This is a genomic window from Bradyrhizobium sp. OK095, assembly GCF_900109945.1.
Taxonomy (GTDB): domain Bacteria; phylum Pseudomonadota; class Alphaproteobacteria; order Rhizobiales; family Xanthobacteraceae; genus Bradyrhizobium.
Window position 1 is genome coordinate 382,865 of the sequence record NZ_FOBX01000009.1, and the last position, 15,222, is coordinate 398,086.

Below are 15,222 nucleotides of genomic sequence, written 5' to 3' on the forward strand. Positions count from 1 at the left end.
CAATGACTGAGCAGGATACTGGCGTCGTTGAAGCCGCCGCGACCGCGCCACAGGCCGTCGAGGCCGCCGGCATCGAGGCCCCCTCGATTGCCCCCGACCACGAGACGATGCCCAAACCTGAGCCGGTGAAAGCAGAGGCCCCCAAGGTCGAGCCGCCCCCGATTGCGGTGCCCAAGCTCGAAACCAAGGCCGAAACCAAGGCCGAAACCAAGGCCGAGACCAAGCCCGAGCCGAAGCTCGGCAAGCTCATCGTCATGGCGCCGTCGGAGCGCTCCTGGGATCGCGAGGAGTTTGCCCCGCATGTGAAGGCGGAGGAGCCGCGCGAGACCGGCGGCAAGCGCCGCTTGTCGGCGATGGCCGCGGTGGTGGCGATCGCGGTGAGCGTCGGTGCGATCAGCGGTGCGCTTGCGACCGCGGGCATGATGCACTTTGCCGCCCCGGCTGCCGCGCCGGCACAGGTCGCCGATACCAGCGCGCTGGACGCCTCCGTCGCCCGGATCGATGCCGATCTGGTCGCGCTGAAGGCGAACGTCGAGCACACCTCCAAGACCGGGCTCAGCCAGTCCAACCGCGCCAACGACCGTCTCGACAAGCTCGAGAAGGCGCAGGCCGAGCCGATGGCCAAAATCGCAAAGCTGTCCGAGAGCGTCGACAAGCTCCGGGCCACGCCGCCCGCCGCCCCCGTGCAGGCCGCGGCAGCCCCCGCGCCCGCGAAGGAGACCACCGGCTCGATCGCACCGACCCAGGTTGCGACCGCTGCTGCCGCACCGGCTCCCGCGCCCGCCGCGCCCAAGACCGAAATCGGCCGCCTGCCGAAGATCGAAGGCTGGAGGCTGCGCAGCGCCGCCAATGGCGGTGCGCTGATCGAGGGCCGCGACGGCCTCTACGAGGTCTATCCCGGCGACCCCATCCCCGGCATTGGCCGCGTCGATGCGATCCGCCGCCAGGACGGCCGCATGGTCGTTGTCACCAGCAAGGGTTTGATCGACTCGCGCTGAGCGGCTCATATCCGACTTCCGAAGAGGCGCTTCACCACCATGTGAAGCGCCTTTTTGCTTGAATAGGTGTCGCCGCGCGGTGTTACTGAAGGCATGAGCCGCGTGTTGAGAATTCTCGTTGCTGTCGTCGTATTGTTCGGCGGCGTCGTGTCGCCTTTGGCCGCGGAGAACGCACAGCTGGCGCGCGGCACCGCCATCACCGATCCCGATCTCCTGCGCAAGCTCGATCAGAATGACGCGCTCACGATCTCGCGTCTGTTGTGGCCGGAGCGGAACGCGAATTTTCCGCTGACGACCGATATGCTGTTCTCACAGCTGCCGCAGCTTGCGCCAATTCCACCGGCGATCGATGCGGAGTTCGACCGCTACATTGCGCAGCAGAAGGCGGCCTATCCGACCGAGACCATCGGCGTCGGCGAAGGCTTTGACGTGCAGCTGTTCGATCAGGCCAATCTAAAATCCCGCGACACGCGCTTCGTGCTCGCCGGCGTCGTCAATCGCATGGACCGAGCCTATGTGTCCGAAGAGTCCTGCGGCGAGATCCGGCTGATCTATCGGCTGGCGCGTTTCGAGACCAGGCCCGATGGCAGCAAGAGCGCGACGCGCCTGCCGATGACGTTCAATCTGGTGATGAAGGCGCGTGATGCGCGCCAGACGGATGCGAGCGGCAAACCGGTCACCTGCGCCGATATCGCGCGGCGCTGGCTCGACAATGGCGACTGGCAGGGCCTGATCGGCGGTGGCTTCTCCCCTCACGACGCGATGCTCGATCGCATCGAGACCAACATTCAAATCTCGATCGCGCCGAAATCGGCGCTGCACGATTTCCGTTCCGACTATCTGCTCAAGGTATTCAAGTATAACGCCGCCACGAAGACGTTCGAGGAATCGACGCTGGAGAACCAGATCGACAGTAACAGGATCCTTGCGGACAATGATCTCAGGCGTGACTTCAAGGCGTGGCTGCTTGCGCCGGAAAATCTTCGCGCGTTCGATCGCGGCACGGTGCTGATCCCGGAGAAGTTTCTGGCCAAGGCCGCGGTGGTGCCCACGCCCGCCGGCCTCGATGCTTCCTCGTTGCAGCCGGAGTTCGGCATGATGCAGGGGGAAGGGAAGGGCGATCCCGTCTTCGCCGATAATGACGTGGTCGGCGCGCTGAAGCAGGCTACGCGCGGCATCGATATGCCGAACATCCGCTCGGTTGCGGGCTTCCAGCGCCGCCTCAACGACGTCACCTGTGCCGGCTGCCACCAGACCCGCGGCATCGGCGGCTTCCATTTCCCGGGCGTGGATTGGCTGGCCGACAAGCCGTCGAATTCCACCATCGTGCCGGCCTCGCCGCATTTCTTCGGCGATCAGGTCCGCCGCCGCGACATCCTGACCGCATTCGCCGCAGGCAAACGCCCTGATTTCTCACGCGGATTTGCCAGCCGGCCGCAGACCCGCGGCAGTGGCGAGCTCGCCGGCACCGAATATGAAGACGGCTGGGGTGCGCATTGTTCCCTGCAAAATGCGGGATCGGAAACGCGGGACAAGAGTTTTACGTCATGGACCTGTGCTAAAGGTCTGACCTGTCAGGCTGCCGCGGCCTCGAGCCGCATCGGCATGTGCTTCATCAAGACGCGTTAAACCGATTTGGATGACCCATGACGGACTCCAGCGACGCCAACAAGGAGCGCAATCGCGAGATTGCGCGCAATGAGGAAGCCAAACAGGTCACCGGCAGCATCCGCGTCAGCATCTCGGCGGTCGCGGTGGTCGTGATCGTCGGTGGGATTCTGTTCACGCTCGGCTGGCTGGCGCTGAAGTGATCTTGCTTACCTCGCCCCGCTTGCGGGGAGAGGTCGGATTGCATCGTCAGATGCAATCCGGGTGAGGGGGTACAGGTCTATCGATGAATCTCGCACGCGGAGAGAGGCCCCTCACCCCAACCCTCTCCCCGTAAGAACGGGGAGAGGGAGAAGAGAGAGCGCCCTCACTTCGCGTAATTCGTCATCCTCTTCCCCGGCAGCAGCTCATACGCCGGCTTCCAGCCGGGCAGCGCGGCCATGCGGCCGAGCCAGGCGTGGATGGCGGGATGGCTCTGCGCGAAATCAAAACCGTGCTCGTCGCTCGGATAATGCAGATAGGCCATCATCGAGATATCGGCGACCGTCGGCCTCGTGCCGATCGCGAATTCATTGTGCTGGAGATGGCGATCGAGAATGCCGAGAAAATCCTCCAGCCGCCGGCGGAAATGTTTCAGCACTTGCGGATCATTGTTCTCGGTGAAGGCACGCATGAAACGGTAGGTCGCCATGTAGCCGGTGAGCTTGTGGTTGTCCCAGAACAGCCAGCGCAGCAGCTCGAATTTTTCATCCGCCGTCTCGGCGCCGAAACGGCCGTACTGCTCGGCAAGCCTCAAGAGGAGAGGCGCGGTCTGCGTCATCTTCACGCCGTCGACCTCGAGCACGGGAATCTCGCCCATCTCGTTCACGGCCTTGCGCCACTCCGCCGTGCGGGTGACGCCGCCGCCGAAATCGGTCCAGACCGGCTCGAACCTCTCGCCGCAAAGCGTCAGCATCAGCGCCAGCTTGTAGCTGTTGCCGGATTCGGGGAAGTAGTGCAGGCGGTAGCTGGGCATGGGACCTCACGGATGTTGCAGTGAGGTTATAGCGAGATCGTCCCACCTCGTCATTGCGAGCGTAGCGAAGCAATCCAGTAATGCATCCGCGGTGGGACTCTGGATTGCTTCGCATTGCTCGCAATGACGGAGTTTGTGGGGCGAGCGAGGCCTTAGCCCACCGCCCCCGACGACCGCAGCTGCTTGATCGCCTGCTCGTCGTATCCCGCCCCGCGCAAAATCTCGTCACTGTGTTCGCCAACGCCCGGCGGCTTGCGCGGCTGCACCTTCTTGGCGCCGTCGATCCAGATCGGGCTGGAGATGGTGAGCATGGTGTCGTTCTCGAACGGCACCAGCACCTCGTTGTCGAGCATCTGCTTGTCGTTCGGGATGTCATCGAGAATGCCGACGATGCCGAACACGAGGCCGTTGCCATCGAGGAGCTTGCGCCATTCGGCGAGATCCTTGGTCGCAAAGGTCTCGTCAAAGATCTTGATTAGTTCGACCGAGCGGGCGTGGCGGTCGGGCTTGGTGGCGAAACGAGAATCGGTGACGAGGTCTTCGCGCCCGAGGCATTTGGCCAGCGTCGGAAACTGCTTCTCTTCGCTGAGCAGCGACAGGATCAGCCAGCGGCCGTCCTTGCACTGGTAGTGATTGGCCACCGCATTGAGCGCGCGTTCGCGCGGCCGCCGCTCGGCGAATTTGGCGCCGCAGAGCTTTGCCTGGGCCAGCACGCTCGCCGCCCACACCCCGTTCGCCATCAAATTGGAGGCGACATGCGAGCCCTTGCCGGTCTTCTCGCGCTGATACAGCGCGGTGACGATGGCGCCGTAGAACGCCATGGCGCAGGGATGATCGCCCATGCCGGCGACCGAGCGGGCCGGCGTGGTGTTGGCATCGGCGCGGACGAGGTCCATCAGGCCGGAGCGCGCCCAATAGGCGTTGCTGTCGAAGCCGGGCTTGTTGGCTTCCTCGCCCTTTTCGCCGTAGCCGGTGAAGGAGGCGTAGATCAGCCGGTCGTTGAGATGGGCGAGGTGGTCATAGGTGATGCCGAGCTTGGCGCGCACCGGCGGTGGCATGTTGGTGATGAAGACGTCGGCCTCTGCCACGAGCTTGTAGAGCACGGCCTGCGCCTCGGGCTTTGCGAGGTCGAGCGCGATGCTCTTCTTGTTGCGGGCCTCCAGCAGCCAGGCGAAATTGTGCTCGCTGCTCGGATAGCCCGGAATGTTGGGCAGATTGCGGTAGGGATCGCCGGCGCCGGGCGGCTCGATCTTGACGACATCGGCGCCGAAATCCGACAGCACGGTCGCAGCGGCAGGGGCGGCGATGAAGCTCGCGCAATCCAGAACCTTCAGCCCTGCAAAAATGCCTTTTTCCATCGCGGCGTTGCTCCCTCGCTCTTGTTGTTTCCGTTGGCAGGAATTTCATAATCCCTGTCGGCACAACCATTTGACCGATGTTTTGGCGGGATGCAACGGCTTCCGGCCGGCGCTTTCCCGGGGCCGGCATGTGAGAGGGTTATGGCAATCCGCTCGCCCCGGTTGTACAGCTTCTCCGCCTGCCGGATCGTCCCGGGCCGGCGCATCTTCGTTTCGAAGGATCTGCCGGCCATGTCGATGCCGTTCGTCCGCCTGATGGCCGCAGCCGCGTTCGTAATCTTGTGCGGTGTGCCAGGTTCAGCCTGGGCGGGTGACCTCGAAGACTGCAATGGCCCGCTGCCCGCGAAGATAGAGCCCGCCTGCACCGCCATCATCAACGACCAGTCGCGCGCCGCCGATGAACGGCTGCGCGCCTATGTGAGCAGGTCGCGCCTGTTCATGAGCCGGTCCAATCTCGACGCCGGTCTGGCGGATGCGGATGCGGCGGTGCAGCTCGATGAGAAATCAGTGCCGGCCCTGGTGGCGCGCGGCTATGCGCGGCAGCGCAAGGGAAATTTCGACGGCGGGCTGGCTGACATGAACCAGGCGATCGAGCTCGATCCCAACAGTCCGAACGCCTATGCGGCGCGGGGCGGACTGAAGCTCGACCGGAAGCAATGGACCGACGCGACCGCGGATTTCACCAAGGCGATCGGCCTGAAGCAGGATTATGCCATGGCCTATGTCGGGCGCGCGCGGGCCGCCATCGAGACCTCGCAGCTCGATCCGGCCATGACCGACGTCAACACGGCGATCTCGCTGAATGCGAGCCTGCCCGGCGCCTTTTTCTGGCGCGGCCAGGTCTATCGCCGCAAGGGCGACCTCGACCACGCCATCGAGGACTTTTCGCGCGCGATCGCGCAGGCCCCGCAACCCGATCGCGGCAGCTATTTCGCACGAGGGCAGAGCTTCAGCTCCAAGGGCGATTATGCGCGCGCGATCGTGGATTTCGACAAGGTGCTGTCGATCGCTCCGAACGACCAGATGGCCCAGCAGCAGCGGCAGGCTGCGGTTGCGATGCAGACCGAGCTTGCGAAAGTGCAGGGCGCGGCGACGCCTGTGCCTGCGCCTGTCGCGCCCAAGCAGGCCGTCGCAGCGCCTCTACCGGCAGCTCCGGCACCTGCGATTCCGCCGGCCACGGCGCCGATGGCGACGATACCGCAAGGAACATTCCCGGCGCCGCCTCCGGGCCTCGCCGAAGCTCAGCAATTGGTGGCGCAGAAGAAGTACGCCGAAGCGATCCCACGGCTGAACACCATCCTGTCGGGCAATCCGCGTAACGAGAGCGCCCTCAAGCTGCGCGCGGCCGCACTGCTGTCGACGGCCAGGTTCGCGGATGCGCGCAACGACCTCGATGCGTTGCTGAGGATGCGGCCGAACGACTCGCAATTGCTGGCCTCGCGCTCCGTCGCCTCGATCGGCATGAAGCAGCTCGACCAGGGCATGATCGACGCCAATCAGGCGCTCAAGGCCAACCCGAACAATGCGGGGGCCTATGTCTGCCGGGGCATGGCGAGCCGACTGGCCGGCAAATTCCAGGATGCCATCGCCGATTACGACCGCGCGATCTCGCTCAACGACAAGGATTACCTGGCGTATTCCGAGCGCGGTCAGGCCTATATGGGACTGAGCCAGAACGACAAGGCTGTCGTCGATTTCGACCGTTCGCTGGTGCTCAATCCCGTCAACGACACGGCGCGCGCGTCGCGCGGGCTGGTGCTGCTGCTCAAGGGCAACAGCGCGGAGGGCCTGGTCGACGTCAAGAACGCGCTCGATCGCAATCCCAACAACCAGGTCGCCGAGCTCGGCCAGGGATTGGCGATGCTGCTATCAGGACAATATGATCGCGCGATCGTGGCGCTCGATCAGCTCGTCGGCAAGACGGCCGCCTCCGACGGATTCGTGCGGACGCTACGCGCGCGCGCCTATCTCGGCAAGAAGGACGCGGCCGCCGCCATGACCGACCTCAATCTGGTGCTGGGGGCGCGGCCGAACGATCCGGATGCGCTCAGCCTGCGCGGGATGGCCTTCAGCTCGATGAAGCAATACGACAAGGCGCTGGACGATCTCGGCAAGGCGATCGCGCAGAAGCCGATGATCGAGCGCTATGTCGCGCGCGCGGGCGCCTACGAGGCCAAGGGCGATCTGGACAAGGCTGCGGACGATTATCGCAGCGCGGTCCAGATGAAGCCGGCGAACGTGTTCGATATCGCGGCCCAGACCCAGTCCAAGCTGAAGATCCAGCAGCTCTCGAAGCGCACGCCCTGCGGAAGTTCCGGGCGCGGTGACAAGGACGACACTTGTCTTTGAGCTATTCCCCGCCCGCGAGCAGCGCGGCGTTACCGCCGGCAGCGGCCGTGTTGATGGTCACGGTCTGCTCGGTCGCAAACCGCGCGAGGTAATGCGGGCCGCCGGCTTTGGGGCCGGTTCCGGACAGGCCATGACCGCCGAACGGCTGCACGCCGACCACGGCGCCGATCATGTTGCGGTTGACGTAGATGTTGCCGATCTGGACACGGTCGATGATCGCCTCGACGGTGTCGTCGATGCGGGAGTGGATTCCGAGCGTGAGGCCGTAGCCGGTGCGCTCGATCGCTTGCAGCACGCGTTCGAGATTCTCGGCACGGTAGCGCACCACATGCAGGATCGGGCCAAACACCTCCTCGGTGAGCTGGCCGGCATCCCTGAGCTCGAAGATATGCGGCGCGACGAAGCAGCCCTCCGGCGCGGTACCCGCAAAGTGCAGCCGCGCCTCGCCCTTCATCCGCGCGATATGCGCATCGAGGCGCTGCTTGGCCTCGACGTCGATCACCGGGCCGACATGGGTCGCGACATCTGAGGGATCGCCGATCTTCAACTCACGCGCCGCGCCCGCGATCATCTCGATCATACGGTCGGCGACATCCTCCTGCACGAACAGCAGCCGCAGCGCCGAGCAGCGCTGGCCGGCGGAACGGAACGCGGACGTCACGACATCGTCGGCGACCTGCTCGGGCAGTGCGGTCGCATCCGCAATCATGGCATTGATGCCGCCGGTCTCCGCGATCAGCGGCACGATCGGCCCGTCCTTGGCCGCCAGCGTCCGGTTGATCAGGCGCGCGACCTCGGTCGAGCCGGTGAAGACGATTCCGGCGATATCCTTATGCGCAGTCAGCACGGCGCCGATGCGGCCATCGCCGATGACAAGATGCAGCGCACTCTTGGGGACACCGGCTTCGTGCAACAGGGCTACGGCCTCGCGCGCGATGCGCGGCGTCTGCTCGGCAGGCTTTGCCACCACGCTGTTGCCAGCCATCAGCGCCGCGGTGACCTGGCCGAGGAAGATCGCCAGCGGAAAATTCCACGGCGAGATCGCTGCGAAGACGCCACGGCCGCGCATGGCGAGCGCATTGCTCTCGCCGGTCGGACCCGGCATCGCCGTCTCGCTGCCGAACAGTTTTCGGCCCTGCGCGGCATAATAGCGGCAGAAGTCGGCGGCTTCACGCAGCTCCGACAGCGCATCGTCGAGCGTCTTGCCGCCTTCGGATTGCAGCAGCGCGATGAAATGGGCGCTGCGGCTCTCGAGCAGATGCGCGGCCTGCTCCAGCGCCGCCGCGCGTACGGCTGCGGGCGTCCGGCTCCAGGCGGCAAAGCCTGCGCGTGCTGCAGCCACGGCCGCGTTGGCCTGATCCGGCGTTGCGTCAGCGATCGGCTTGAGAGCGGCCGCACCGGCCTTGACGTCTGCCAGCAACTGCTCGAGCGCGGTGCGCGCGCCGAATTCGACGCCGTGCGAATTGCGCCGTTCCGGCGCGAACAGATCACCCGGCAGCGGAATCTTCGCATGTGCCGCCGCTTGCGGCCGGACGATGGCGTCGGCCGGGCGCTGCAACAGCGCCGTAACAGGTACGCGATAATCGGCCGCCTGCGCCACGAACGATGAGTTGGCGCCGTTCTCAAGCAGCCGCCGCACCAGATAAGCGAGCAAATCGCGATGGCTGCCGACGGGCGCATAGGTGCGGTATGCGATCTCGGGGTGATCCTTGGCGAGCTGCTCGTAGAGCGCTTCGCCCATGCCATGCAGGCGCTGGAATTCGAAGCCATCGCTGCCTCCGGCCAGCTCCAGCACGGTCGCGACCGACAGCGCGTTGTGGGTGGCGAATTGCGGGAAGATGCGCGGTCGAAGACTCAGGAGTTTTGACGCGCAGGCGACGTAGTTCAGGTCCGTCATCGCCTTGCGCGTGAATACGGGATAGCCGTCGAGCCCGCGCTCCTGCGCGCGCTTGATCTCGGTGTCCCAATAGGCGCCCTTGACCAGCCGCACCATCAGCTTGCGGTCATACGCACGCGCGAGCGCATCGACATAATCGATCACCGCGCCGGCGCGCTTCTGATAGGCCTGGATCGCCAGCCCAAATCCGTCCCAGCCGGCGAGCAAAGTGTCCGCGAGCGTCGCCGCGATCACGTCGAGCGACAGCTCCAGCCGGTCGGCCTCCTCGGCGTCGACGGTGAAGTTCAGATCATACGCCTTGGCGCGCTGCGCGAGGTCGAGCAGCTGCGGCACCAGCTCGGCCATCACGCGGTCACGGCCGATCGCCTCGAAGCGCGGATGCAGCGCCGAGAGCTTTACGGAAATGCCGGGCCGGTCGGGCAGGGGATGGTTGCCTGCCGCCTTGCCGATGGTCTCGATCGCACTGGCATAGGCGTCGAAGTAACGCCTGGCGTCCGCCGCCGTGCGCGCGCCTTCGCCGAGCATGTCGAAGGAGTAGCGTGGCCGCTCACCGGAGCGCGGCTTACCCCGCTCCAGTGCCTGCTCGATGGTCTCGCCCAGCACGAAATGATTGCCCATCAGCCGCATCGCCTGGCGTGTGGCGGTGCGCACTGCGGGTGCGCCCAGCCGCTTCACCAGACGGCCGATGGTACCGTCGGGCGTCTCGCCTGGCTGGATCACCCGCGCCGACAGACCGAGCGCCCAGGCCGAGGCGTTGACCAGGAACGCCGTGGACTTGGTCTCGTGATGGATGAAGTCGCCCTCGCCGAGCTTGTCCTCGATGAACTGGTCGGCGGTGCGCGCGTCCGGCACGCGCAGCAGCGCCTCGGCCAGAACCATCAATGCGAGGCCTTCCTTGGTCGAGAGCGCGAACTCCCGCAGCATGTCCTCTACCCCGCCGAAGCGGTCGTCGCGCTTGCGGATCGCCTCGATCAGCCGCGTCGCGGTCTTGTCGATCCGCGCTTCCTGCGGTGGGCCGAGATGCGACGCCGGCAGCAGACGTGCGGCAATCTCGGCATCATCGGGCGCGTAAGGGGCGGCGAAGGGCGGCGGGATGTTCGGCATGGCGTGTCCTGTGATCGAGATTCAGGATAAAGGCCGCGCGACCGTAGTTCGATAGACAAATTAGCCAATTTGCCTTAGGAAATGAAGGTCGATGTCACTACAGCCAGATAAAATATGGAACTCGATCGAATCGACCGGAAAATCCTCTCTATTTTACAGGAAGATGGGCGCATCGCCAATGTCGAGCTCGCCGAGCGCATCGGCCTGTCGCCGACCTCGATCGGCGAGCGGCTGAAGCGGCTGCAGCGCGAGGGCTTTATCGAAGGCTACGGCGCACGGCTAAATCCGCACCGGCTGGGCCTCGGTCTTCTGGTGTTCGTCGAGGTGCTGCTCGACAAGACCACGCCCGATAATTTCGAGCGCTTCGCGCGCGCGGTGAAACTCGCGCCTGAAGTGCTGGAGTGTCACATGGTTGCAGGCGGCTTCGACTATCTTGTGAAGGCGCGGCTTGCGGACATGACCGCGTATCGACGCTTCCTCGGCGAGACCCTGCTGTCGATGCCGGGCGTGCGCGAGACGCGGACCTATGCGGTGATGGAAGAGATCAAGCGCGACGCACCGTTGCCGGTGGGCTAGGGAAATGCCGTCGCGATTGTCATTGCTGTGGCGTTGATTGAGCGGTCTTCGCGGGAAAATAGCTCTCCGTGTGCAGTCGCAACGCCTGTCGTCGAATGCACTGGCCGTCTTCTAAAATTTTCTTGGCCCGCTCCCGGACAAATCCGGGAGTCAGCAAAGGCTGGCGGGCTTATACTTTGAGGTTCTCTGCGGAGCTCTTGCCTCGGTTAGCGATCTCTTCGTATTCCACCGTCTGTCCTTCGTTCAGGGACGACAGACCGGCTTTCTGAACTGCCGAGATATGCACGAACACATCCTTGCCGCCCGACGCAGGCTGGATAAATCCATAACCCTTCGTCGGGTTGAACCACTTGACCGTACCTTTAGCCATCACGACTTCTCCGCGGGTCTTCCTCCGAGATCTCGAACCGCCAGTCCCCGCCAACCGGCCGGTTCGGTCCTAACAGGATACGCGGATTGTGGCCGGCTTGGTAGCTCAAACCACATCAGCCTTTCGCCGAATCCCGCTCAACTTCGCGGCGTTTCTACCGGTTTTGCCCGTTTCGCGGTCAATTGACCGAACGCCGCGCGCCATCCATCAATACGTCGTGGCCAGATAATCGACGATCTTGCCGACATCGGCATCGTCGATCGGCGCGCCATAGACCTTGATCATCTTGGTCACCTCGGCCTGCCAGAAGGTCTTCTTGTCCTTCATCGGCGGCTGCGTGTTGATGTAGTCGGCCGAGTGGCAAGCGCTGCAATTGCCCTGCACGATTTCGAGATTGGGCCCGGGCTTGAAGGCTGCGACCTCGTCGGGGGTCTTGTAATTGACCGGTGCCGCAAGTGCCGAACCTAACCAGGCGGCGAGGGCGAGCGTGCTGGCGAGGAGAACGGTGCGCTGCATGATCATTCTCCCTCAGGCTACGCTGACGCGGACGGTTTCGACGACGTTGCGCAGATAACCCGCCGGATTCCAGCGCGGCGTATCCGGCTGCGTCTCGCCGCCATTTCCGGTGGCGCGCACCTTCAGCTCGACCTGGCCGGCCGCGAGCTTCACCGGCAGCTTCCATTCACGGAAGGAATATTTGCCGAGATCCTTGCCGAGATTGGCGCTGATCCAGGTCTTGCCGCCATCGGTCGAGACCTGAACATCCTTGATGCCCTTGCCGCCGTCGAAGGCGATGCCGCGCAGCGTCGTGCGTCCTGCCTTCAGCTTGGCCCCGTCAGGGACGCTGGTGATGAAGGAGCGGATGGTGAAGCGGTTGATCGGGATCGTCGCCTTCGGCGCGGTGCCGGGCTCGACCGCATTGTTCGGCGTGTCGGGGATACGATAGGCCGACTTCATCCAGAAGCCGTCATAGACATTGTCGACGACGGTGATCTCGTTGAGGTGCTTGACCCAGTAGGTGCCGTAATAGCCTGGTACGATCAGGCGCAGCGGAAAGCCGTTGAGGAACGGCAAATCCTCGCCGTTCATGCCATAGGCCAGCATCACCTCGCCGTCGGTGGCGTGATCGAGATCGAGCGCCTTGACGAAATCGGGCGTCTTGTCGCTGACCGGACCATCCATGCCGCCAAAGGTGACCTGCTTGGCGCCGCTCTGCACGCCCGCCATCTCCAGCACGGCCTTCAGCGACACGCCGCGCCAGCGCGCATTGCCCATCGCGCCGTTGGCGAGCTGTCCGCCGGCGACCCGCGGCTCGACGAGGCCCCGGCTGTTGCCGGAGCACTGGTTGACGGCGACGATCTCCGTCGCCTTCATCTTCCTGATGTCCTTCAGCGACAGCTTGAGCGGCTTGTCGACCTTGCCCTTGACCTCGAGCATGAACTTGTCGGGGTCGAGATTGTAGGGCAGGTCAGCGAGGTGATAGCGCACGAAGAACGCATTGTTCGGCGTCAGCGGACCATCGTTGAAGATCGCAAACGGCGTCTCGAGCTGCGGCGGCCGGCTGGTGAGCCCGATCATCGGCCGCTTCTGCGGATATTTCACCAGCGGCCGTTCGCCATTGGCGAAGGGTAGCGTCACGGTGTCGAGGGCCAGCGCCTTGGTGGAATTCACTGTGGCCGCAAGTGCGGCAAGGCCCGCTCCTTTGAGCAGGTCGCGTCGATCGAACATTGGTTCTCCTCCCGGAGCTTTTCTGCGAGTCGCGGTCATCACCACGATCCCGCGCTCATCTGTCGCAACGAACGCTGCGAAGTCAATTCGTGCTTTCGCAGCAAGCCCATGCCGCTGCGGTGCAGCAAGCCGGTGTTACGCTTGTAACGAGCTTGAGCCGTAGCCGTAGCCGTAGCGATGGTGCGCCCCCTCGCCCTGCAAGCGGGGAGAGGTGAAAGATCAGGCCGCAACGCGCGCGCCGTGATCAACGAGCGCCGCCAGCCCCCTCGCATCCGCAACCACGCGCACGGCCATCGGCTCGTCGCGGCCGCGGATCGCGACCTCCTGCTGCGGCAGCGAATCGTCGGCAAGGCCGCCGGTGCGACGGACTTCCTCCGAGACGATGGCCTCGCAGGACAGCGTCTTGGTCATGTCCTGGAGCCGGGCGGCGACATTGACGGCATCGCCGAGCGCCGTAAACACGATGTGATCGCGATAGCCGATGTCGCCGATGATGACCTCACCGCCGTGAACGCCGATGCCGAAGCGGATCGGCTGGCGCAAATCATGGCTCAACAGCTCGTTGAGCTCGTCGATATTCGCGGCGATTCCCGCGACGGCCTTCAGCGCCTGCCGGCAGGCGGTTTGCGGATCGGCGGTGAGCCCGAACAGCGCCAGCATGCCGTCGCCGACGAACTGGTTCGGCTGGCCGCCATTCTCGATCACGGCCTGCGAGACCGCGCCGAGGAAACGGTTGACGATGAAGACGGTGTCGAACGGAAGCCGCTTCTCGGCAAGCTGCGTCGAGCCGCGCATGTCCACGAACAGGCTGACGAGATAGCGCTCCTGGCCGATCCTGGCTGATGTCGAGGCCTGCCCGCCCGCCGACAGTGTCTGCGGCGTGAACAGCTGGAAGAACGAGAGATCGGAATCCGGCCGCAGCTGGCAGGCGAGCCGGATCGAGGGATCGGTGGTGCCGACGCGGGTCAGCACGAAGGCCTCGCGCTGCGACGGTTCAGGCAGGGTGCCATGATCGCCGATGATGCGAATGCGGCAGGTCGAGCAGCGGGCGCGGCCGCCGCAGACGCTGGCATGCGGCACGTTGTGGCGCAGGCTTGCTTCCAGCACCGAGAGGCCCTTCGGTACGCGCAGCGTCTTGCCGTTGCCGTAGGACAGCGCGATCATCCCGCCCCGCCGCTCGCGCCAGCCACGCACGCCGCGCGCCGCCAGCACCAGGGCGAGCAGGCCGACATAGCTGATGGTGAGGCCGCCGGTGATGCGGTCGAGCGTCTCGGCTTCAGCCGTCGTGCCGAGCTGGCGGCGGGTGAGATTGTGCGTGCGCCATTCCCCGTCGTCGGCCTCGATCTGGATGCTGCGGCCACCCTGGTAGACGCCGAGCAGCGCCAGCGTCGGGATCAGCACGGCGGCCGTGAGCAGATAGGGCGCCGCGCGCGCGAAGAACGGTTTCAGGCGGAGCCAGAAATAGATGCCGATGCAGCCGTGGATCCAGGCGATGACCAGCAGGACCGTCATGGTCCAGATGCGGTTCGACGCGACGAAGAACAGATAGAGCTCCTGCGGATAGAGCTTCTGGTGTCCGAACAGCGTGTGGCCGAGCCGCACGCCGATCACATGCGCCATGATGAGGGCGGGGATGCTCAGGCCCAGCACGAGCTGGAGCGGCTCGATCGTCTTCCAGCGAAACTGCCGGCGCTGATACAGCGCGTAGACGCCCAGCCCCATATGCGTCAGCGCGGCAGCGTAGAACACGATCGCGACGGGAAGGAACTGCCAGAACGCCGTGTGGTAGTAGACGCCGATCTCCATGGCATCGACCGAGATGTTGCCGAGCGCATGGTTGAGGAAATGGCTGACCACATAGGCGAACAGGATGATTCCGCAGACCAGCCGCACCTGCCGCACGCTGGTGGCGCGGGAAAGTTCGGAGAATCGTGAGGATGCGGTGGTGGCCATGATTCGCTTGTATCAGTTCAATAAGGAGAACAGCCAGCGTAGCGTTTAATTCCGGGGGTGGACAGGTTCGGGGATCACATGCGCGGCAAGGTTACGAAATCGTAGATTCCATGGGGCGGTGAGCGAGCCCTATCCGTTAGGTTTGGGTTTCCACACTCGAACCACCGGAGGGTCTGATGCAAGCATCGACCGAGAGCACGCCCACCGCCGGACATAGTGGCACAATTTTCGTTGCAATCGAACTGAGCCAGCGGAGCTGGCTGGCA

12 protein-coding genes are annotated in these 15,222 nt (G+C 64.5%); 5 read left to right on the forward strand and 7 right to left on the reverse strand.

Annotation, left to right across the window (positions count from 1 at the left end; all coding sequences use genetic code 11):
- The first annotated feature begins 2 nt into the window (after positions 1 to 2).
- The 3 genes from BMW89_RS25090 (at position 3) to BMW89_RS38030 (ending at position 2,809) form a co-directional block, all read left to right on the forward strand.
- A complete protein-coding gene (locus BMW89_RS25090) occupies positions 3 to 998 on the forward strand; it encodes a hypothetical protein (RefSeq protein WP_177196292.1) in 996 nt (331 codons plus the stop codon).
- 93 nt (positions 999 to 1,091) lie between these two features.
- The gene (locus BMW89_RS25095) at positions 1,092 to 2,627 is read left to right on the forward strand and encodes a hypothetical protein (RefSeq protein ID WP_092029714.1); all 1,536 of its coding nucleotides are present in this window, start codon (positions 1,092 to 1,094) and stop codon (positions 2,625 to 2,627) included.
- A gap of 17 nt (positions 2,628 to 2,644) precedes the next feature.
- Positions 2,645 to 2,809 (forward strand): hypothetical protein, encoded by a 165-nt coding sequence (locus BMW89_RS38030; RefSeq protein ID WP_177196293.1) that lies wholly within the window; start codon positions 2,645 to 2,647, stop codon positions 2,807 to 2,809.
- A gap of 164 nt (positions 2,810 to 2,973) precedes the next feature.
- Here the strand turns inward: BMW89_RS38030 and BMW89_RS25100 are convergent, their stop codons facing one another.
- On the reverse strand, positions 2,974 to 3,621 hold the full coding sequence (locus BMW89_RS25100) for a glutathione S-transferase family protein (protein ID WP_092029717.1): 648 nt from the start codon (positions 3,619 to 3,621) through the stop codon (positions 2,974 to 2,976).
- 152 nt (positions 3,622 to 3,773) lie between these two features.
- Entirely contained in the window at positions 3,774 to 4,979 is a 1,206-nt protein-coding gene (locus tag BMW89_RS25105; protein WP_092029719.1) for a CaiB/BaiF CoA transferase family protein, read from the reverse strand.
- Between the two features lie 141 nt (positions 4,980 to 5,120).
- On the opposite strand from BMW89_RS25105, the gene BMW89_RS25110 reads away from it, so the two are divergent.
- Positions 5,121 to 7,328 carry a tetratricopeptide repeat protein gene (locus BMW89_RS25110; RefSeq protein ID WP_177196294.1) on the forward strand — a complete coding sequence of 736 codons (2,208 nt, stop codon included), beginning with the start codon at positions 5,121 to 5,123 and terminating at the stop codon, positions 7,326 to 7,328.
- A 1-nt stretch (position 7,329) separates the two neighbouring features.
- On the opposite strand, the gene putA is transcribed toward BMW89_RS25110, so the two are convergent.
- Positions 7,330 to 10,329 carry a bifunctional proline dehydrogenase/L-glutamate gamma-semialdehyde dehydrogenase PutA gene (putA, locus tag BMW89_RS25115; RefSeq protein WP_092029725.1) on the reverse strand — a complete coding sequence of 1,000 codons (3,000 nt, stop codon included), beginning with the start codon at positions 10,327 to 10,329 and terminating at the stop codon, positions 7,330 to 7,332.
- Between the two features lie 114 nt (positions 10,330 to 10,443).
- On the opposite strand from putA, the gene BMW89_RS25120 reads away from it, so the two are divergent.
- Entirely contained in the window at positions 10,444 to 10,905 is a 462-nt protein-coding gene (locus tag BMW89_RS25120) for an Lrp/AsnC ligand binding domain-containing protein (protein ID WP_092029727.1), read from the forward strand.
- Positions 10,906 to 11,074: 169 nt separating this feature from the next.
- Here the strand turns inward: BMW89_RS25120 and BMW89_RS25125 are convergent, their stop codons facing one another.
- From BMW89_RS25125 to BMW89_RS25140, 4 genes are all read right to left on the reverse strand, one after another.
- Positions 11,075 to 11,275: a cold-shock protein gene (locus tag BMW89_RS25125; RefSeq protein ID WP_007596519.1), complete on the reverse strand. Its 201-nt coding sequence runs from the start codon at positions 11,273 to 11,275 to the stop codon at positions 11,075 to 11,077.
- 207 nt (positions 11,276 to 11,482) lie between these two features.
- A complete protein-coding gene (gene sorB / locus BMW89_RS25130) occupies positions 11,483 to 11,791 on the reverse strand; it encodes a SorB family sulfite dehydrogenase c-type cytochrome subunit (RefSeq protein WP_177196295.1) in 309 nt (102 codons plus the stop codon).
- A 12-nt stretch (positions 11,792 to 11,803) separates the two neighbouring features.
- A complete protein-coding gene (gene sorA / locus BMW89_RS25135) occupies positions 11,804 to 13,003 on the reverse strand; it encodes a SorA family sulfite dehydrogenase catalytic subunit (protein WP_092029732.1) in 1,200 nt (399 codons plus the stop codon).
- A gap of 219 nt (positions 13,004 to 13,222) precedes the next feature.
- Positions 13,223 to 14,956 (reverse strand): adenylate/guanylate cyclase domain-containing protein, encoded by a 1,734-nt coding sequence (locus BMW89_RS25140; RefSeq protein ID WP_092029734.1) that lies wholly within the window; start codon positions 14,954 to 14,956, stop codon positions 13,223 to 13,225.
- Positions 14,957 to 15,222 lie beyond the last annotated feature (266 nt).